Origin of the sequence: Pseudarthrobacter sp. N5, from assembly GCF_050157035.1 — a bacterium.
Classification (GTDB): Bacteria; Actinomycetota; Actinomycetes; order Actinomycetales; family Micrococcaceae; genus Arthrobacter.
In genome coordinates this window covers 2801200-2819714 of the sequence record NZ_CP189593.1, presented here as the reverse complement: position 1 = coordinate 2819714, position 18515 = coordinate 2801200, and the positions used below count along the sequence as shown (strand labels likewise).

Genomic DNA, 18515 nt, shown 5'->3' with positions numbered 1-18515 from the left:
CGTAACGGCTGCCAAGGGTTAGGCGAGTCAATCGGCAATTACTCGCCTCGGGTGGTCCGCTGCGTCTGGGCAACTTGGTTTGGTTCGTAACCGCTACTTGGGCCTTGGGTAGCTGCGCTTAGTGACTTCGATTGGAAACCCTTGCCCATGTATGACGACGTCGTCGAGTTCTGCATATCTGGCGGCTATTCTGTCGTGCAGTGACTGACGTATCCTCGTGTCCTTGCTCGTACGAAATTTTTCGTAATCGGTATGCGTTTCCTTGGAGGCCGCGATGCTTTCGGAAGAATGGAACTGGACTTCGCAAGACAAGCGCATCTGAAACTTCTCAGCCAGGCTAAGTATCGCGTGAAGTCCCTTGTACCTGTTCGCAGAATGGTAGCTGTTCTGAATTTCCGTGACTCGCATTTTGAGGTCGCGCGCCTTTCGGATAAACGCTGAAGCCACCTGCGGCATGGCGGCATGGGGAGCTGAGAGTACCGAATACCTCAAGATGTCTTCGATTCTTGTGAGCACAGTTCTCACTAGGTCCCGGTCGTTGTCGATCCGTTCAAAGTCATAGGGATACTTCAACACGATGGCCTTCGCCTTGCGATGCAGGGACTCCCAATCTTTGACGCGACAGTCCAACCCGTGTGGTTTGGCGTCTTCTGGGATTGCATTTATAATTGCCGCAGTGACTTCACGTTCTATATCTCGAATGGCGGCCAAGTATTCAATTAACTCGAATAGAAATGGATCGTCCTGAGAATTAGCAACCTCATGGGTTGGCCAATCTGCTTCTGGCAAGGCATCGTCCAACTCGGAAGCGACGCCCGCAGGCGGATCAGTCGATGTCACGGTCGGCCTGTCCCCACATTGCGTCTGTCTTCTGTTTCTTCGGTTTAGTCAGAGACTTGCGATAAAACCCGAGTGAGTTTTTTTCGAGATTCTTCCCGACATACGGGCTGATTACCTTGTATGTGTCGGGCTCAATTTTTACGTAATGTCTAAATGTGCCCCGGCTGATTCTACGCTTGTGAATATTCGTTCTTCCGGTCACCAGGGCTAGAAACGCCAGGTCATCGCTTTTGAGGCTTGTCGGTACCTTTTCGGATTGTTGGTGCTCAGCGCTGGGCAGTTCGACACCGTTGGCACGGGCCCATCGAACCAATTGGGACTTATTGCGGGCGAGGTCTCGGCGGACTTGGCGCGTTCTAGATGCCGCCACCTGCTGAAGAGCTGATTTGCCGGCTTCTTCCAGAGTGATACGCACAACAATGGGGCTCATGTCCCTCATGGCCGACTGAAGGAACCGGGCCAGGTAGCTGGGTATTACCTTGTACTGGAGCTCAGGATAGTGGTCGAAGTAGTCTCGCTCAACTGATTCGTTCGGGACCCACGTCTTCGTATTTGGCAGGTAAGTGAAGATGCGTCCGTCCTGAAGCAGCGCGACTCGAGCGCCGGAGAGTGGAAACGTGTTTGAGCCATTGGCACCGAAACGGTCAACCACGGCTAGAAAAGTTCTCACGGCCCTCCTGACCTTAAACGGGAAGCCATCATATCGTGCCCTGTGGTGCCAAGCGTAGCTCTTAATCGCGCGGTGACTAGGTATGCCACGGGACAGCGTGGCCTGTCGGCCAGCAGCCTTTGGCCTAGGGAATCGCTAATCTGTCTCTGGGACGGGTGATCTGGAATCTTCGGTTCTGTCCCTGGCCAACGCCTGAGACACTGTGCATGGGCGGCTGCCGAGCTTCGCTTCACTTCGTGGCCAAAGTCTGAGACTGATACACACCAAAATCGACCTTTATCTCCACATTTTGCGATGTTGCAAGACATCACGACGGAAGCCCCGGACCCTGGTCCGGGGCTTCCGTCGTTAACGGATTGCGTCGTTACTGGCTTCCTCCACTGGGGATTTCCGGTACGGAGACATCCGCGATCCCCACAAAACGGCTACCAACACCTTCATATTCACTGCGGACAAGGCCGGCTGCCGGTTCAGGAACGTCTTCGGGACGGTGGTCAGCGCAGCAGACGTAGGTAAACGGTGGCCACCACTTCTTTGGACGGGCCGCCTCGGAGTAACCGCACACAGCACAGGTCAACTGGACCCAGACGGGGCGCTTGCCCGTCCTGTTGGCTTTGGACTGGACCAGCCACTGCGGAGGATTGTCCAGCAGCTCAGTGAGTTCGGCATCAGTAAGGCGTGGCGGCAGCCCGTGACGATGCGCCATTTCCAGGGAGATATCCAGAATCTGGGCGGCTGAGCGGCGGGTAATCATCATTCAACGATACGGGATTCCGGGACTCCGCCCGTACCGGAGGTTCCGGTCCGGCCGCGGTCAGACCCCCTTGAAAACGCCACCGGATGGCCTGAATGGGACGATGTTAGGCGCGTCACTACATTGCTGCTCCACCCCACAGGAAGGCGGCCATGACCGCCAGTGACCGTGTGGCGTCCACACAACTTCAGCGAACAGTTGTCTACGCGCCATAGTGGCCTCCTTTATGGTCATTTTGGATGGTTCCGTGGTCAATCTTGCGCTCCCTGCAATCAGCCGGGAACTTGCTGGCGGACTGGTGCTACAGCACTGGGCCGTCTCCGCTCGACAGACCCCGTGGTTGTCCTGGTGCAACCCGGGACGTGTGGGGCGCGGTCCTTGCCGTCGCTGGCCTCGGCGGGACCGTGTACGCCTTCATCTGGAAAGGCACGCTTATGCTTCTGCTCCTTTCTTCCTACATCGCCGTTCTGGCCAGCTGGGCCGGGCCGCGTCGGTTGAGGACCACGGGCCTGCTTCTGTGCGCCGCAGGATTCCTGCTGCTGGACGTCCGGACGCCGTTGGACCACTGGGGCGCCCTGCTCCCGGCTTACTGGAATTCGGACTGGGGCCGGCAATCACGGTTGCGCCACTGAGCACGGCCGTCCTCGGTGCGGTTCCCACCAGAGGCCGGCATCGGATCCGCCGTGAATAATGCTGCGGCCCGGGCCGCAGGACTGGTAGCCATTGCGTTCGCCGGGCTGACTACGGGATCTGGAATCACGACGGCGGGACTTCATCAGGCGATGACCGTCAGCGCCGCACTGCTCGTCGCCGTAGCCTCCGCAGCGGGAATCCGGACGGCGGCCGTGGTGAGCTGAGCGGGATCCGGCATACGACGGCGATGCCCGAGTGCGGCGGTAGCCAGTGAGCTGATCAGCCGTGGGGCGTGGCGTGGCGGAGGGAACCGGACTACAAGTCAGCTCTCCGCTAGCAGGCAGCCTGGATGAGGGGAGTCACTGTGCACCCACAGGGCGGACGTCACTTCATCCGCAAGATCGTACTCCCGGAGTCCCCCCAAGGCCCTGACGCGCACCACCAGCGCGCCGCCAAAGGGTTTGCGCCCGATGATTTCGACCGCAGCGTCAAGATCAATTTCCTCGGCGGCCAGATAGCGGAGGAGCTCGGGGTTTTCGTCGCTGATCCGGGTGATTCTGCCGGTGTGTCCCTGGTCCAGCTCGATCATCCGGTGCGCATCGGGCAGCTTGATGGTGCCATCTGCAGCCGGAATGGGATCGCCGTGCGGGTCCCGCTCCGGGTTGCCGAGCTTGGCGGCCATCCGTTCGATGAATGTGTCCGAGACCGCATGCTCCAGCAGCTCGGCTTCGTCATGGACTTCATCCCAGCTGTAGCCGAGTTGCTTCACCAGATAGGTTTCGATCAGCCGGTGGCGCCTGACCATGGACAGTGCCAGCCGCACACCGTCCTTCGTAAGTGTGATGGCGCTGTACGGTTTATGGTCAACCAGCCCCTGGTCCTTCAGCTTGCGGACCATCTCGGAAACCGATGAGTTGGCGACGCCCAGCCGTTGTGCCAGCTGGGAGGAAGTAATGGGCTTGTCTTGCCACTCCGTAAAGGAATAGATGACCTTGACGTAGTCCTCGATCGAGGATGAGGGTGCGCTGGTCTTCACGGGTCCAAGCCTACCCGGTGGTCCGGGTCATTATGCCCTGAAGGCCCGCCACGTCTGGGTCAGATAGGGCACCCTCACCGTTTCATTGCCCGTGTGGCCGAGGTGCCCATGAAGATACCAGTCCAGATTCCCGAGGACTTTGGCGCGGGTGGCCGGGCTGGCGGCCAGGTAGTAACTCCTGGATTTGGCCAGTTCGAGCAGATCCGCCGTGCCGAGTGAATCCTCCCATCGGGTCAGGTGGCTCTCCAACTGGACAAATTCCGGCCCCACCTGCGGACGGAAATCCGGCTTGAGCACATCACCTGCGTGCATGATGCGGGACAGTCGGTGCACCCATGGGACCGAGGTGTCCAGCTGGTTCCACACCAGCCCAAGGATCCCATGCGGACGGAGAATCCTGGCCGCCTCGGTGCTGGCCAGGAGAGGGTCGCACCAGTGCCATGCCTGGGCAACAGTGACGATGTCGAAAGCAGAGCCAGCCAGTCCGCTTGCCTCCGCCGTGCCAAGCATGGCCGCAACGTGCGGATAGGTGAGCCGGAGCTGGCCCAGCATGTCCGCAGAGGGGTCAACAGCGGTGACCGTCAGCCCGCGCTCCAGAAGCAGGGCCGTGAATTTTCCGGTGCCCGCCCCGATGTCTGCCGCGTCCTGCGCGCCAGCAGGAACCAGCCAGTCAGCTGACTCAGCCGGGTAGCCGGGACGCACACTGTGATACTGCTCGCCACCATCCATGAAACTCCGGCCGAGCTCCTGCCTGCGTCCGTGCTGCAGTTTAGGGCCACCCCGCGCCACGTGCCGTCTCCTTCGCCAGTTTCAACAGGTACCCAGGAACGAGGTACCTGTCGAATCTACCTCACCATGCATGACGCCGGGGATGCGGGGCACAGAGCCGGCGCCGCCAGCCCGGACCTCAACCCTAGGACCTCAGCCCTGAGGGCTTAGTGTCCGATCCCAGGTCCTCAGTAGTTAGTCCTCCGAGCAAGGGGCTGCGCCGGCGGTACCCGGGGTGTTGGGCGCCCAATCCGGATAGCTACGGGTGTCGTTGGCGGGTATCCAGCGGCCGGAGTCCACTACGTAGTCCCAACCCAGCCCGGTCTGGCGGAGTTCTTCCAGTCCGGCGAGCAGACGCTGGGCGTCCTCGAGACGCGATCCCACGCCGAAGCTGGCACGCAGGGAGCCCGACGGCAGCCCGAGGCGTTTGAGGAGCGGGTGCGCGCAGAAACGGCCGTCCCGGAGCCCCACGCCGTGCTCGGCCGAAAGGTACGCTGCGACCAGCCCGGCGTCGTATCCGGCGACCGAAAAGTTCACCACCCCGATGGTTCCTGTCTTCTGATCCGTGTCTTTGAAGATCTGGTGGACGCTGATTCCGTCAATTTCCTGCAGTCCTTCCACAAGGAACTGCCGGATGGTGGCTTCATGGGCGGTCCACTGCGCTGGATCAAGTGCTGCAATCACCTGCGTGGCACGGGCGAGCGTAGCGGCGCCCAGCACATTCGGTGAACCGCCCTCGTGCCTGGCCGGCCCGGTAGCCCAGCTGACGCCGTCCAGTCTGGCTTCGCGCACGGCGCCGCCTCCCGCAAGATGCGGGGTTCCGGCGTCGAGCCAGTCCGGACGGCCCACCAGGACACCTGCGCCGAAGGGTGCATAGAGCTTGTGGCCGGAAAAGGCGAGGTAATCGACGTCGTCGGCGCTGATGTTGATACGGCGGTGGGGCGCCAGCTGAGCGGCGTCCACCACAATCCTGGCGCCGAATTCATGTGCCAGCGCCGCAAGCGTACGGATGGGCAGGATCTCGCCAGTCACATTGGATGCACCAGTGACGGCCAGCAGGCTGACGCCGCCCTGCTGCAGCTCTGCGCGGAGGACCTCGATGGTTTCCGCAAGAGTGTCCGCAGCCACCACGCTTCGGTGCGGAACGCCCTGCCATGGCAGGAGATTGGCGTGGTGTTCGATGTCGAGGTACAGGACCTCACCGGTGTGGCGTCCGTCCTGGACAGGGAGGCATCCGGCCAGGAGGTTCAGGGAATCAGTGGTGTTCCTGGTGAATATCACTGAGTCGTCGGGCCGTCCGCCGACGAAGTCTCTGACAATGCTGCGGGAATTCTCGTAGACGGACGTGCTGATCTGGGAGGCATAACCGGCGCCGCGGTGGACGCTCGCGTAAAACGGCAGGATTTCGTTGAGATATGCGGAAACCACTGACAATGCGGGGGCGGAAGCGCCGTAGTCAAGGTTCGCGTACCGGACGTGTCCGCCCTGGATCAGGGGCGCCTGGATTTCCGCGCCGGTGACTGCAGAAAGCGGTTGGCCGGACACAGCGGCGCGCCCGTCTGAGAGCCCGGCGGTGGAGGCGGGGGTGAAAAGGGCTGTAGTCATGGGACCTCGCTCGGAAGGGACCCCACATGCCGGGGATCCGCGCTTGCCGGGTCCGTTCCGGACCGGCCAGGTCGTCACCCGGGGCACCCCGCCGCGAAAGGAGGGTTGCCGGCCAGCAAACCGGGGTTTAGCGCTGGCACTCGTGACCTGCTACGAGCCTAGGACATGATTGCGACCGATGAAAAGGCGCCTGCAATGTTAAGCCGATTGTTACGCTGCGACGGAAAATCTTCCAAATTACGAACAAACGACGGCGGACACCCCTGAGTTGGAGTGTCCGCCGTCGATTATTTCGCAGAATCCAGCATCAGCTGTTCTACAGAAGATCGTCCAGTTCCGGATTGAGGCGTTTGAGGACTTCCGAATGGAGTATCGAGTTGGTGGCCAGCGCGTTGCCGCCAAACGGACCGTCGGCACCTTCGAGCGAGGTGAAGCGCCCGCCCGCCTCGGTGACAATCGGCACCAGGGCGGCCATGTCGTAGAGGTTGAGTTCCGGTTCACAGGCGATGTCCACCGAGCCTTCGGCCACCATGCAGTAGGACCAGAAGTCCCCGTACGCCCTTGTCCGCCAGACGTCTTCGGTCAGGCCCAGGAACTCGTCCAGATTACCGCGCTCTTTCCATCCGCCCAGGCTCGAGTATGACAGTGAGGCGTCGGACAGGCTTGAAACATTGGAGACGCGCAGCCGGGTAGCGGCAGCCAACGACCGTCCCATATAGGCGCCGGCTCCTTTGGCTGCCCACCAGCGCTTGCCAAGGGCGGGGGCGCTGACGACTCCGACCACCGGCTCACCCTCATCGATAAGGGCGATCAGCGTTGCCCAGACAGGAACGCCCCGGATAAAGTTCTTGGTACCGTCGATCGGATCGATGATCCAGCGGCGGGAACCATGTCCGGAGCTGCCAAACTCTTCACCGAGTACGGCATCGCGGGGTCGTGAACGTGAAAGTTGGCCGCGGATTGATTCTTCCGCGGCTTTGTCGGCGTCGGTGACCGGCGTCAGATCAGGCTTGGTTTCGATCTGAAGGTCAAGCGCCTTGAAGCGGCCCATGGTCTGGTCATCCACTGAGTCAGCCAGTACATGGGCGAGGCGCAGGTCATCGTTGTAGCTCGAAGCGGGTTGGATCATGGTTCCAAACTACCGTCAAAGCCTCCAGCGGCGGGGATGTCCCGCAGGGGGAGCGTCCCGCGGGTGCTACGTGACGCCAAGTTCCTTGGTTTCCTGTGCTTCCATCCGCGGGTCGGTGCCGAGCAGGCGCCGCAGTGACGCCAGCCGTGCTGCACCCGTGGGGCCCGCATGACCAGCCGCAACCCATGCGTCAACCCCGCAGTTGACGGCGCTGGAGTTGTGCTTGCAGCCACGTTCACAGGCCTCCGTTCCGGGCTCCAGATCAGGGAACGAACGCAGGATCCGGTCCGGATCCACGTGCGCCAGGCCAAAGGACCGGATACCCGGGGTGTCGATGATCCAGCTCCCTGTAGGTGCGTCATTGAGCTTCAGGGCCAGGGCCGACGACGACGTGTGGCGGCCACGCCCGGTGACGGCGTTGACCCCGCCCGTGGCCCGTTCGGCCCCCGTCAACGCATTGACCATGGTGGATTTGCCGACGCCGGAATGGCCCAGCATAACGGTGACTTTGCCATCGAGATAGGCGCGGAGCTGTGACACGGCATCACGGTCCAGACGGGCGGAGAGCCCGTCGTCGGAGCGGGCGTCGATGCCTGAGGCTGAGGAATCGGCGGTGCGGCTGATGATTACCGGGAAATCCAGGTGCTTGTAGTTGGCGAGCAGCTCTGTGGGATCCTTCACGTCCGCTTTGGTGACAAGCAGCAGCGGCTCGATGCCGGCGTCGTATGCCGCCACGAGGGCGCGGTCGATGAAGCCGGTCCGCGGTTCAGGGTTGGCCGCAGCCACCACCACCACCAGCTGGTCGGCATTGGCTACTACGGCCCGCTCAATGGGGTCTGTGTCGTCGGCGCTGCGGCGCAGCAGGGTTCTGCGGTCCTGGATCCTGACAAGCCGGGCCAGCGTGTCCGGGTCTCCGGTCACGTCTCCAACGAGCGAGACGAAGTCGCCGGCTACTACGGGAGAGCGCCTCAGCTCCCGCGCCCTGGCAGCAATGATGATCCGTTCGTTCCCCGAATCTTCACCAACCACAGCCGTGTAGCGCCCGCGGTCCACAGTGATGATCCTGCCCGTGACGGCGTCGTCATGGCTCGGCCGGTCCTTGGTACGGGGCCGTGACCCCTTTTTGCTGGGGCGGATCCGGACGTCGGATTCGTCCCACGAATCAGTGCTGCGTGCCACCATTCACCTGTCCGCCCCACTGTGTTCGCCACTAAATTGTTCCCCGGCGGTGCCGGTTGCCTGCCGGCCCTGCGCCAGCATGTCGGCCCACAGTTGCGGAAAGTCAGGCATGGTCTTGGCTGTGGTGGCGATGTCCTGCACTTCGATGCCCTTCACAGCAAGGCCGAGGATGGCGCCCGCGGTGGCCATCCGGTGGTCTGCATAGCTGTGCACGACGCCGGCGTGGAGTGGTGCGGGCCTGATCACCAGGCCGTCGCTGGTTTCCTCTGCGTCGCCGCCCAGGCGGTTGATTTCAGTTACAAGCGCGGCAAGACGGTCGGTTTCATGACCTCGGAGATGACCGATTCCGCTGAGCCTCGAGGGGCCGGAGGCCAGCGCACACAGCGCAGCCACGGTGGGAGCAAGTTCGCTGGTCTCGGCGAATTCGGCACCCTTGATCTCCGGCCCGCCGGTGACCGTGAGTATGCCTTCCGCCAGGCTGACGGTGGCCCCCATATCGCTGAGTATGCTCCGCCAGAGGTCGCCCACCTGGGTAGTCTTTGCAGGCCAGCCCGGAATCCGGACGGTTCCCCTTGATGCCAGCGCGGCGGCCAGAAACGGGCCGGCATTGGACAGGTCCTGCTCGATCCGCTGGTCGAAGGCAGCGATAACCCCGGGGGTAACGATCCAGTGATCCGGGACCGAGTCATCCACGGAAACGCCCACGCCCCGCAGCACCGCCACGGTCATGTTGATGTGGTCCAGGCTCGGCACCGTTTTGCCCACGTGTTCGAGGTGGAGACCGTCAGTAAACCGGGCGCCCACCAGCAGGAGCGCAGACACAAACTGGGATGAAGCGCTGGCGTCAATGACCAGGTGGCCGCCTCGGACTTCGCCCGTTCCTTCCACCCGGAAAGGCAGCGAGGACGGCGCACCGCCGTCCTCGGCAGTAACAGCTACACCCAAGGCAACAAGGGCTTCAATGGTGGTTCTCATCGGCCTTTTCCGGGCATGGGGATCGCCGTCGAAGACGGTAACGCCGTTACGGAGCGCTGCCATGGGCGGGACGAACCTCATCACTGTGCCGGCCAGACCACAATCGATGGCAGCGGCGGTGGCCGGTAGTTCCTGGCCGATGGGGGTGACGTCGAGGTCGGGGCCAAACGTCCCGTCGCCGGGGACTTCCGTGATGGTGGCGCCCAGCTGGCGCAGTGCGTCGATCATCAGCGCAGAATCCCGGGAGTGAAGCGGAGCGCGCAGCCTGGACGGACCGTCGGCCAGGGCTGCCAGAACCAGGTACCTGTTGGTCAGCGATTTTGAGCCGGGGACTGTGATGGTGGCGTCCACAGGGCCGTTCGCGTAGGGGGCTGGCCAGTGAGGCCCGGATTCCGTGGGCGGGATGGGGGGTGAAGCAGCAGCGGTTCCGCTCATTCGTGCTTAGGCTCCAACCGCGTGGTCTACAGCCTTGCGGACGGCCTTGTCTGCCTTGTGAAGCTGTTTTCCGGTGGTCTTCTTGGCCTCCGCCGCCAGCTGGTTCGCGTTCTTTTTGGCGTCCGCCGTGAAGTGTTCTGCCCGCCACGCCAGGCTGGGCTTGCCTGCGGTGTCTACCGAGGCCAGCAGCACGCCGCCGGTCAGGGAAATGCTTTTCAGGAGTTGATTGCGGCGTGCCTCGCGGCCTTCCTTCGTGCTTATATCCGCGCTGCGCCATTCCACAAAGGTGTTAAGCGCTGAAATGACTGCCAGGACTGTAGCCGATAGCCGTGCGTATTTCCCGAGGGCGAAAAGGACACCGGCGCCCACCTGGGTACCGCCGATGACACGGGCCAGTACTTTTTCGCTGGTGGGGAAAGGAAGTGATTCCGACGCACGTCGCAGCATTGGAGAGAGCTGTTCCGCCGTGTCATCCGCGTTCTTTAGCTTGTCCAGACCTGCGAGAACAAAACTGGAGGCCAACATGGGCCGAGCGAGAAAACGGACAAATGACATGGCTTTCCTCCTGAAGTGACGAACCGCGGAAAATTGCGGCAGAGCCGGTTCTAGTCTTGCACTTTTGGGGAATATTTGCCTGCCGTCCGCGGTTATGAAGAACGGGTCCGGGGGGGATTGGCCTTCAACACACTATTGCCGGAACACGGAGCGGAGATGGAGCTTTGACATTGGTGAAGGACACTGTTGACCTGCCGGGTCCTGTAGGGCTTCAGTCACTGGAGCCGGGAGCCGAAAAGTTTGGCGCCCGTAGGTGGCAACACATCACAGTAGACTTGGCAGCGATGAGCACCATGGATCCGGCCGTCGCGGCCATGTATGAGGCCGCCGGAAACGACGCCACCGCCAGCAGTGCACCCTCAGGCGGGATTGAGCCGATTCAACCCGCGCCTGCAGAACCCGGTGCCCGGACGCCCGGCTCGGCGGAGCAGGACGTTGATATCGCAGCCGAGAGCCCTGAGGACCGGCGCATCCGGTTTGAACGCGATGCCATGCAGTACGTGGATCAGCTATATTCAGCAGCCATGCGGATGGCCCGGAATCCGGCTGACGCCGAGGACCTGGTCCAGGAGGCCTATACCAAGGCCTTTTCGGCGTTCCATCAGTACAAACCGGGCACCAACCTTAAGGCCTGGCTGTACCGGATCCTCACAAACACCTACATCAACCTGTACCGCAAACGGCAGCGCGAACCGCTGCAGTCGAACTCGGACACCATCGAGGACTGGCAGCTGGCAAGGGCGGGCTCGCACACCTCCGCCGGGCTACGTTCGGCCGAGGCCGAGGCGTTGGATCACCTTCCGGACTCGGACGTCAAGCGCGCACTCCAGTCCATCCCCGAAGAGTTTCGCCTTGCCGTGTACTTCGCTGATGTTGAGGGCTTCGCGTACAAAGAAATTTCAGACATCATGAACACCCCCATCGGGACTGTAATGTCAAGGCTCCACCGCGGCCGGAAAATGCTGCGGGACATGCTGGCGGACTATGCCGCCGAACGGGGATTCAAAACCGCAGTTGACCTCAACGAAGCGGCCGGAAGCACAAAACAGGAGAACAGGAAATGAGCGACTGCCAAGGACTGGGCGATTGCGATGACACCCGGATGCAACGCATCTATGAATATCTTGACGGTGCTCTGACCCGGGAGGATATTGCGGAAATTAAACACCATCTGGATGACTGCCCCGAGTGCCTTCAGCAGTACGACCTCGAATGTGTCATCCGAAACATGGTAAAGCGCTCATGCACTGAGGCCGCACCGGAGAACCTGAAGAATGCCATTCTGGACAGGATCCACTCGATCAGGCAGGTTGACGCCTGACACCGGGCTGCGCAGAGCCAAGGGAAAAGCAAAGGACCCCGGAAACCATGTGGTTTCGGGGTCCTTTGCTTAAGCCGTCATTCCAGGCTTTTTGCTTAGGCGTTGGGGCGCTTGCCGTGGTTCGCGCCGCCACGCTTACGGTCACGACGTTTGCGTGCACGTTTGCTCATAGCTGGCCTCCTTAATATTGGTACTCAAAAGAGCTGCCCTCAAGTCTCCCACATCACGGGACGGGCCGCGAACCGGGACTCCCTTGGTTGACCCCGGATCCTGGGCCACCGCGGCATCGGGTTCACAGGAGCTCCAGACAATGTTCACAGTTCAGCCTTTCAGCGAGTTCCTGATGGAGATCCGAGCTTGCTCCAGTACCGTTTTGACCGTTTCGAGGGTGACGGGACTGATAGGCCGTGCACTGGCATGAACCCGCAGCTCCACCCGGAGATCGTCACGGAACGCCTGCAGTAGCATCTCGGTCTCTTGGAGCATGCGGTGACCCTCAGTGGAATACCTGGGTTCGCGTAAGAGGAAATCAGCGGAGCGTGCCGTGGCGCGTGCGGCCTCGGCCGTGGCTGCCAGATCCGCCCGCAAGCCGCGCATATTGCTGCGGATGTCCTCCCGGAGGTTGTCAGCGAGCCGTCGGACCGACGCTGAAATGTCGTTTTCGACACCTTCCAGTTCATCGCGGCGGCCGTTCAACTCCGCCAGTCCTGCCACAGTGATGCGGTATTTTGTGCGGCGCCCCTCTGACTCCGTGGCCACCAGGCCTTCCTCCTCCAATTTGCCGAGGCGGGGGTAGATGGTGCCGGCGCTGGGGGAATAGGTGCCGCCAAAACGTTCGCTCAGCGCTTTGATGAGTTCGTATCCGTGTTTAGGCCCGGATTCCAGTAGGGCAAGGAGATACAGGCGCAGGGCTCCGTGGGCGAAGACGGGTGCCATCAGGAACCCGCTTGGGTGTTTGCCGGAAGCGGGCCGTGGAAGATGGACGTCTTGCCGGACACCGAGTTGGTCCGGACCAGCATTAGCTTGTCATCGGGCCCGGAGATAGTCTGGATCTTGCTGCCTGGCTGCGTGTACTTTTGCTCGTCAATCACCACGGTGCCGCTGGCCGACTTGGCCACGATGTCCGCACCCACATCATGCGGAAGCCGGATGGTCACATCGCCGGAAACTGAGTTCGCACCGAAATCGTGGGTGAAGCCGTGCAGGTCAAAACTCATGTCCCCGCTGACGGTATTGGCCCGGATATTGCTGAAGAGTCCGGACGCGGTGACTTCGCCAGAGACGCTCTTGGCGGTCAGGACGCCGTCGTGGTTGCGGGCGATGACCTCCCCGCTCACCGTGTTGACGTGGAGTTCACCGGAGGTCCCGTCTGCCATGACGGACCCGGACACGGTGTTGAGTCTGGTGTGCCCGCTGATGCCGGACACCAGGCCATCGCCGCTGACCGTACCGGCCTCAACATCGACGCCGGCGGGCAGCGCGATGCTGATGACCACTGAGTTGCTGCTGTTGTTGTTGACAGTGCCCATGAGGTTCTTGAACCAGCCCTGGGCGCCGTGGAGCTGATGCCGGACCTCGAGGCGGCCGTCAACCAAGCTGACGCTCAGCGGATCGCCGTGGATCTCGGAGACCTCAACCCGGGCGACGTCGTCTCCGTGGTTGACGACGTCGAAGCGGCCGCGGACGATGCCGAGCTTGAGCGATGTGACGCCGTCGATGTCGATGGTCTGCGGGCCGGCGACGGTCCAGGTGTTCTCTGCCATGATTCCTCCGAGATTGCGATATATCGCGACTAGTGACTTCACGATATATCGCGATATTCGAAAGGTCAAGATATATCGCGAAACGACGGTGGCGAGGCTTTACTCGGGAGAGTCCATGCCCAGCCACTGGAACCATCCACGGTGCAGAACCAGCCAGGCCATCAGCCCGTAGCCGGCCTGCCCCGGCGTGCCGCCGTTTGCAGCCAGATCCTGACGCCACTGTTCATGGTTGAGCAGCGGGGAAAACGTGTCCACATACAGGTGTTTGCGGCGAGTGGTGACATCGGCGAATGCCGTATTCAGCTCGCCCAGCCGGCGGTTCTGCGTCGGATCAAGTGTTGGTGGCGGCCCCACAACGAAGACTTCGATCTTGTTTTGAGTAGCGGAGTCCAGGATGTTGGCCAGATTTAGCCGGCTGCGTGCTGTGGAGAGTCCGAATTCAACGTCGCGGCCCGACAGCCCGATGACCAGGCGGTTCTCGTGGTGGTCGCTGAAACGCCGGCGTGCTTCCTCCTGCCAGCGTATCGCCAACCCTTCGGTTCCTTCCTGGGGACAGGGGAGTGCGTAGCTCTCAAGGGACATGCCATCCTGCGGAGTGCGGGCCAGCACCCGGCCGAGCCAGCCGAGTGCCCGAGGATCCCCGAGTCCAGCCAGCAGTTCATCGCCAACAGCCGCAATCCGCAGCTTCCTGTCTTCCACAAGTTCCTCTTTACTTACGTGCTGAATAGCTCCAGCGCTGATTCTTCGGCGCTTGCTCCTCCAAGTCTGGAAAAACAGCGGTTGAGGACCGCGCCTGACGGCGGCCCCATCCCATTAAACAGAACTGCCCGGCAGGAGTCGCGTATTTCGACGTCCGGCCGGGCAGCCTGATCGCTACTTCCGTGCAAATGCCTGCTTGAGGAGTGCATCCTGCTCAGCCGCGTGGCGTTTCATGGAACCGGCTGCTGTGGAGGCAGAAGCAGGACGGGAAACGAGGCGCACCGTACGGTCCAGGGCGGCAGGCAAGTTCAGGCCCATGAACGGCCATGGACCCTGGTTGGCGGGCTCGTCCTGTGCCCAGACCACTTCGGCGTTCGGGTACTTGGCAAGTTCCGCTTCGATCAAGGCCGTCGGCAACGGGTAGAGCTGCTCCACACGTACAATCGCCGTCGATTTGTTTTCCGTCTTCTGCCGGGTTGACAGCAAATCGTAATACAGGCGGCCGGAGACCAGCAATACGCGTTCGACGGCGTCAGCGGCCAAGGCCTCATGCTCGCCGATGACCGGCTTAAACCCTCCGTTGGTGAAGTCCTCAACCGCCGATGCCGCCCCCTTGAGGCGAAGCAACTGCTTCGGTGTGAAGACGATCAGCGGCTTGCGCGGCCTGCTGTAGGCCTGCCGGCGGAGCAAATGGAAGTGCGAGGCCGCGGTGGTGGGGTTGGCCACAACCATGTTCTCTTCTGCGCACATCAGCAGGAAGCGCTCAATCCGGGCCGAGGAGTGGTCCGGCCCCTGGCCTTCGTATCCGTGAGGCAGCATCAGCACAAGTGATGAACGCTGGCCCCACTTCTGCTCGGCCGAGGAGATGAACTCATCGATGATGGTCTGTGCACCGTTGACGAAGTCGCCGAACTGCGCTTCCCAGAGCACGAGGGCGTCCGGACGCTCCACCGAGTAGCCGTACTCGAAGCCCATGGCCGCGTATTCCGACAGCAGGGAATCGTAGATCCACAGCTTGGCCTGGTCATCCGTGAGATTGCCCAGGGGCAACCATTCGTTGCCGTTGGCCCGGTCATGGAACACGGCGTGGCGCTGGACGAACGTGCCACGGCGGGAGTCCTGACCGGCGAGGCGGACGGGCACGCCCTCCATGATCAGCGAGCCGAAGGCTGCGATCTCACCGAAGCCCCAGTCGATGCCGCCTTCGCGGGACATCTGCTCGCGCTTTTCCAACAACTGCTTGAGCTTGGCGTGGACCGTGAAGCCATCGGGCACCTCAAGGTGCGCCATGCCGATCCGGGCGAGGGTATCCGCGGAGATGGCCGTGGAAGCCGGCGCGTTGGTGCCGACGTCTGCCTGCTGGGCAGTCGGGCGCTCTATGTCGGACACGGCCGCGGAGTCAGCTGTGATGATCGGGATAGGCGAGGTCTGCGCCGCATGCGTCTCAGCGAAGACCCGTTCCAGGCGCTCCTGGTAGTCACGCAGGAGCTGCTCTGCCTCTTCTTCCGTGATATCGCCACGGCCGATCAGCGATTCCGTGTACAGCTTGCGGACAGAGCGCTTGGCTTCAATCAGGTTATACATGAGGGGCTGTGTCATGGAGGGGTCGTCGCCCTCGTTGTGGCCACGGCGGCGGTAGCACACCATGTCGATGACAACATCCTTGTGGAAGCGCTGGCGGAACTCGTATGCGAGCTGGGCGATGCGCACCACGGCTTCGGGATCGTCGCCGTTCACGTGGAATACCGGTGCCTGGATCATCTTGGCAACATCGGTGGAATACGTGGAGGAACGTGATGAGGACGGCGCCGTGGTGAAGCCCACCTGGTTATTGACCACCACATGGATGGTTCCGCCGGTCCGGTAGCCGCGCAGCTGCGAGAGGTTGAGGGTTTCCGCAACAACACCCTGGCCGGCGAAAGCGGCGTCGCCGTGGACCATGATGGGCAGAACAGGGAAGGCTTCGCCCTGGTCCAGACGGTCCTGCTTGGCGCGGACGATGCCTTCCAGCACGGAATCCACGGCCTCAAGGTGCGAGGGATTGGCGGCCAGGTAAACCTTGGTCTCCTTGCCGTTGTCCGAGGTGAACGTTCCTTCGGTCCCCAAGTGGTACTTGACGTCGCCGGAGCCCTGGACGGAGCGGGGGTCCTGTGTTCCTTCGAACTCACGGAAGACCTGGGCGTAGGTCTTGCCGGCAATGTTGGTCAGCACGTTGAGGCGGCCACGGTGGGCCATGCCGATGGCCACTTCGTCGAGGCCGTCGTCAGCTGCGCCGGAGATGATGGCGTCAAGCAGCGGAATCAGGGACTCGCCGCCTTCGAGGGAGAAGCGCTTCTGGCCAACGAACTTGGTCTGAAGGAAGGTCTCGAAGGCCTCGGCAGCATTGAGCTTGGACACGATGCGAAGCTGTTCCTCGCGGCTCGGCTTGGAGTACGGGTGCTCCAGCTGGTCCTGGAACCACTTGCGTTCCGCCGGCTCCTGGATATGCATGTACTCGATGCCTGTGGTACGGCAGTAGGCATCGCGGAGAACGCCCAGAATGTCCCGGAATGCGAGCATCGGCTTGCCGCCGAAGCCGCCTGTGGGCCATTCGCGGTCCAGGTCCCAGAGCGTCAGGCCATAGGTCAGGACGTCGAGGTCGGGGTGCTTGCGCTGGACGTACTCCAGCGGATCCGTGTCCGCCATCAGGTGGCCGCGGACGCGGTAGGAGTGGATCAGCTGCTGGATCCGGGCAACCTTGTTGATCTCATCGGCCGGGTCGACCTGCAGGTCAGGGCTCCAGCGTACCGGCTCATACGGGATGCGGAGTGACTCGAAAATTTCGTCGTAGAAGTTCTGGGCGCCGAGCAGGAGCTGGTGCACGAGCTTAAGGAACTCGCCGCTGCCCGCTCCCTGGATGACCCGGTGGTCGTACGTGGAGGTCAGCGTGAGTACCTTGCTGATGGCGTTCTGCGCAATGATCTTCTGGCTGGCACCCTGGAATTCTGCCGGGTAGTCCAGCGCTCCGACGCCGATGATGGCAGCCTGGCCCTTGGAAAGGCGGGGCACGGAGTGCACGGTGCCGATTCCGCCCGGGTTGGTGAGGGAGACTGTGGTTCCTGAGTGGTCGTCAGCAGTCAGCTTGCCGGCGCGGGCACGCTTGATGAGGTCCTCATAGGTATGCCAGAACTCTGAGAAGTTGAGTGTTTCGGCCTTCTTGATGTTGGGCACCATCAGGAGGCGGGTGCCGTCAGGCTTGGGCATGTCAATCGCAATGCCGAAGTTGACGTGGGCAGGCTGGACCGCGACAGGCTTGCCGTCGATTTCGTCGTAGTAGACGTTCATCGACGGGAACTGGGACAGTGCACGGATGACCGCGTAGCCGATCAGGTGTGTGAAGGAGACCTTGCCGCCTCGTGCACGCGCGAGGTTGGAGTTGATGACCACCCGGTTGTCGATCAGCAGCTTGGCGGGGATCGCACGGACGCTGGTGGCGGTGGGGACTTCCAGGCTCATGACCATGTTGGTCGCAATGGCCTTGGCCGGGCCGCGGAGCACGGAGACGACGTCTTCCTCAGGCGCCGTGGGAGCCTTGACATTCTTGGGGAGCTGGGCGGGGATAGGCTGCGATCCGGTGCCGGAGTCGGGCTTCCTTGCGCCGTCCCGGGCAACCGTTGCCGGCGCCTTTTTGCTTGGAGTGGAGGCGGCCGCTGCCGGAGCAGCAGGAGGAACTGCCGGAGCCGCAGGGGGAGCGGACGCTGCCGGCGTAGACGGAGCTACTGCCGGAAGTTCCCTGGTGGCAGGGTGGGCGACGGCGGACGCCGAATTCCCGTTGGAAGAAGAACCATCTCCGGCATCGAAGGATTCGAACAGGGGCCACCACTTGGCGTCAACCGTATTCTTGTCCTGCTGGTAACGCTCGTACAGTTCGTCAACGAGCCACTCGTTTCCGCCAAATTCCTCTGGCAGACGGTGGCTGGGCTGCTCTGGCACTTGAAATACGCCTCTTCCATGAGTTTGAATTCCCTCGGGTCGCCTGGGTGCCGAGGCACAACAATCGAACCAGTCTCTGCGTCCTGTGAACCCAGACCTCTGCCAGTCTAGTGAGCATTCCGGCTTAACTGCCAATGAGGGTGATTCAAATCATGAAGTGGCGCGAGTAATGCTTTGGATA

Annotated in this window: 19 protein-coding genes and 1 riboswitch; of the genes, 4 read left to right on the top strand and 15 right to left on the bottom strand. The window is 62.0% G+C overall.

The genetic code is table 11. From position 1 onward, the window contains the following. Positions 1–93: 93 nt before the first annotated feature. The 3 genes from ACQCST_RS13610 to ACQCST_RS13600 all read right to left on the bottom strand — a co-directional run bounded on the left by ACQCST_RS13610 (position 94) and on the right by ACQCST_RS13600 (position 2264). Positions 94–840, bottom strand: a complete 747-nt coding sequence (locus ACQCST_RS13610) for a hypothetical protein (protein WP_426996287.1) — start codon at positions 838–840, stop codon at positions 94–96. After that, complete coding sequence (locus tag ACQCST_RS13605; protein ID WP_426996286.1) at positions 827–1510, bottom strand: hypothetical protein; 684 nt, start codon at positions 1508–1510, stop codon at positions 827–829. Before ACQCST_RS13605 ends, ACQCST_RS13610 begins: the two co-directional genes overlap by 14 nt. A gap of 364 nt (positions 1511–1874) precedes the next feature. Next, positions 1875–2264, bottom strand: a complete 390-nt coding sequence (locus tag ACQCST_RS13600) for a hypothetical protein (protein ID WP_426996285.1) — start codon at positions 2262–2264, stop codon at positions 1875–1877. 434 nt (positions 2265–2698) lie between these two features. On the opposite strand from ACQCST_RS13600, the gene ACQCST_RS13595 reads away from it, so the two are divergent. Next, on the top strand, positions 2699–2896 hold the full coding sequence (locus ACQCST_RS13595; RefSeq protein WP_426996284.1) for a hypothetical protein: 198 nt from the start codon (positions 2699–2701) through the stop codon (positions 2894–2896). Between the two features lie 51 nt (positions 2897–2947). Further along, a complete protein-coding gene (locus ACQCST_RS13590) occupies positions 2948–3121 on the top strand; it encodes a hypothetical protein (protein WP_426996283.1) in 174 nt (57 codons plus the stop codon). 98 nt (positions 3122–3219) lie between these two features. Here ACQCST_RS13590 and ACQCST_RS13585 read toward each other — a convergent pair whose 3' ends face one another. From ACQCST_RS13585 to ACQCST_RS13555, 7 genes are all read right to left on the bottom strand, one after another. Beyond that, the gene (locus tag ACQCST_RS13585) at positions 3220–3933 is read right to left on the bottom strand and encodes a metal-dependent transcriptional regulator (protein ID WP_426996282.1); all 714 of its coding nucleotides are present in this window, start codon (positions 3931–3933) and stop codon (positions 3220–3222) included. A gap of 30 nt (positions 3934–3963) precedes the next feature. Continuing rightward, positions 3964–4722, bottom strand: coding sequence for a class I SAM-dependent methyltransferase (locus ACQCST_RS13580; RefSeq protein ID WP_426996281.1), 759 nt, complete (start codon positions 4720–4722; stop codon positions 3964–3966). A 174-nt stretch (positions 4723–4896) separates the two neighbouring features. Next, entirely contained in the window at positions 4897–6306 is a 1410-nt protein-coding gene (locus ACQCST_RS13575) for an aminotransferase class V-fold PLP-dependent enzyme (RefSeq protein ID WP_426996280.1), read from the bottom strand. A 34-nt stretch (positions 6307–6340) separates the two neighbouring features. Beyond that, positions 6341–6454: riboswitch (SAM riboswitch) on the bottom strand. Between the two features lie 168 nt (positions 6455–6622). Next, the gene (gene hisN, locus ACQCST_RS13570; protein ID WP_426996279.1) at positions 6623–7435 is read right to left on the bottom strand and encodes a histidinol-phosphatase; all 813 of its coding nucleotides are present in this window, start codon (positions 7433–7435) and stop codon (positions 6623–6625) included. A gap of 66 nt (positions 7436–7501) precedes the next feature. After that, positions 7502–8614: a ribosome small subunit-dependent GTPase A gene (rsgA, locus tag ACQCST_RS13565; RefSeq protein ID WP_426999181.1), complete on the bottom strand. Its 1113-nt coding sequence runs from the start codon at positions 8612–8614 to the stop codon at positions 7502–7504. A gap of 3 nt (positions 8615–8617) precedes the next feature. Next, positions 8618–10024, bottom strand: a complete 1407-nt coding sequence (gene aroA / locus ACQCST_RS13560) for a 3-phosphoshikimate 1-carboxyvinyltransferase (RefSeq protein ID WP_426996278.1) — start codon at positions 10022–10024, stop codon at positions 8618–8620. A 6-nt stretch (positions 10025–10030) separates the two neighbouring features. After that, complete coding sequence (locus tag ACQCST_RS13555; protein WP_426996277.1) at positions 10031–10579, bottom strand: DoxX family protein; 549 nt, start codon at positions 10577–10579, stop codon at positions 10031–10033. Between the two features lie 164 nt (positions 10580–10743). Here ACQCST_RS13555 and ACQCST_RS13550 point away from each other — a divergent pair, with 164 nt between their 5' ends. Further along, complete coding sequence (locus ACQCST_RS13550; protein WP_426996276.1) at positions 10744–11643, top strand: sigma-70 family RNA polymerase sigma factor; 900 nt, start codon at positions 10744–10746, stop codon at positions 11641–11643. Further along, positions 11640–11900 carry a mycothiol system anti-sigma-R factor gene (gene rsrA / locus ACQCST_RS13545; RefSeq protein WP_426996275.1) on the top strand — a complete coding sequence of 87 codons (261 nt, stop codon included), beginning with the start codon at positions 11640–11642 and terminating at the stop codon, positions 11898–11900. Before ACQCST_RS13550 ends, rsrA begins: the two co-directional genes overlap by 4 nt. Before the next feature lie 95 nt (positions 11901–11995). Here rsrA and ACQCST_RS13540 read toward each other — a convergent pair whose 3' ends face one another. From ACQCST_RS13540 to ACQCST_RS13520, 5 genes are all read right to left on the bottom strand, one after another. Further along, positions 11996–12070 carry a 50S ribosomal protein bL37 gene (locus ACQCST_RS13540; RefSeq protein ID WP_104061284.1) on the bottom strand — a complete coding sequence of 25 codons (75 nt, stop codon included), beginning with the start codon at positions 12068–12070 and terminating at the stop codon, positions 11996–11998. Between the two features lie 151 nt (positions 12071–12221). Then, positions 12222–12836, bottom strand: coding sequence for a PadR family transcriptional regulator (locus ACQCST_RS13535; protein WP_426996274.1), 615 nt, complete (start codon positions 12834–12836; stop codon positions 12222–12224). Continuing rightward, positions 12836–13663 (bottom strand): DUF4097 family beta strand repeat-containing protein, encoded by an 828-nt coding sequence (locus ACQCST_RS13530; RefSeq protein WP_426996273.1) that lies wholly within the window; start codon positions 13661–13663, stop codon positions 12836–12838. The genes ACQCST_RS13535 and ACQCST_RS13530 overlap by 1 nt, the downstream gene beginning before the upstream one ends. Before the next feature lie 99 nt (positions 13664–13762). Further along, entirely contained in the window at positions 13763–14362 is a 600-nt protein-coding gene (locus tag ACQCST_RS13525) for a GDSL-type esterase/lipase family protein (protein ID WP_426996272.1), read from the bottom strand. Positions 14363–14536: 174 nt separating this feature from the next. Next, positions 14537–18334, bottom strand: coding sequence for a multifunctional oxoglutarate decarboxylase/oxoglutarate dehydrogenase thiamine pyrophosphate-binding subunit/dihydrolipoyllysine-residue succinyltransferase subunit (locus tag ACQCST_RS13520; RefSeq protein ID WP_426996271.1), 3798 nt, complete (start codon positions 18332–18334; stop codon positions 14537–14539). Positions 18335–18515 lie beyond the last annotated feature (181 nt).

What these genes read in the sequence shown, in the direction of transcription:
- rsrA (WP_426996275.1), top strand. Translation starts at nt 11,640, where the DNA reads ATGAGCGACTGCCAAGGACTGGGCGATTGCGATGACACCCGGATGCAA.
- ACQCST_RS13530 (WP_426996273.1), bottom strand. Translation starts at nt 13,663, where the DNA reads ATGGCAGAGAACACCTGGACCGTCGCCGGCCCGCAGACCATCGACATC.
- hisN (WP_426996279.1), bottom strand. Translation starts at nt 7,435, where the DNA reads ATGATCCAACCCGCTTCGAGCTACAACGATGACCTGCGCCTCGCCCAT.
- ACQCST_RS13595 (WP_426996284.1), top strand. Translation starts at nt 2,699, where the DNA reads ATGCTTCTGCTCCTTTCTTCCTACATCGCCGTTCTGGCCAGCTGGGCC.
- ACQCST_RS13575 (WP_426996280.1), bottom strand. Translation starts at nt 6,306, where the DNA reads ATGACTACAGCCCTTTTCACCCCCGCCTCCACCGCCGGGCTCTCAGAC.
- ACQCST_RS13535 (WP_426996274.1), bottom strand. Translation starts at nt 12,836, where the DNA reads ATGGCACCCGTCTTCGCCCACGGAGCCCTGCGCCTGTATCTCCTTGCC.
- ACQCST_RS13555 (WP_426996277.1), bottom strand. Translation starts at nt 10,579, where the DNA reads ATGTCATTTGTCCGTTTTCTCGCTCGGCCCATGTTGGCCTCCAGTTTT.
- aroA (WP_426996278.1), bottom strand. Translation starts at nt 10,024, where the DNA reads ATGAGCGGAACCGCTGCTGCTTCACCCCCCATCCCGCCCACGGAATCC.
- ACQCST_RS13600 (WP_426996285.1), bottom strand. Translation starts at nt 2,264, where the DNA reads ATGATTACCCGCCGCTCAGCCGCCCAGATTCTGGATATCTCCCTGGAA.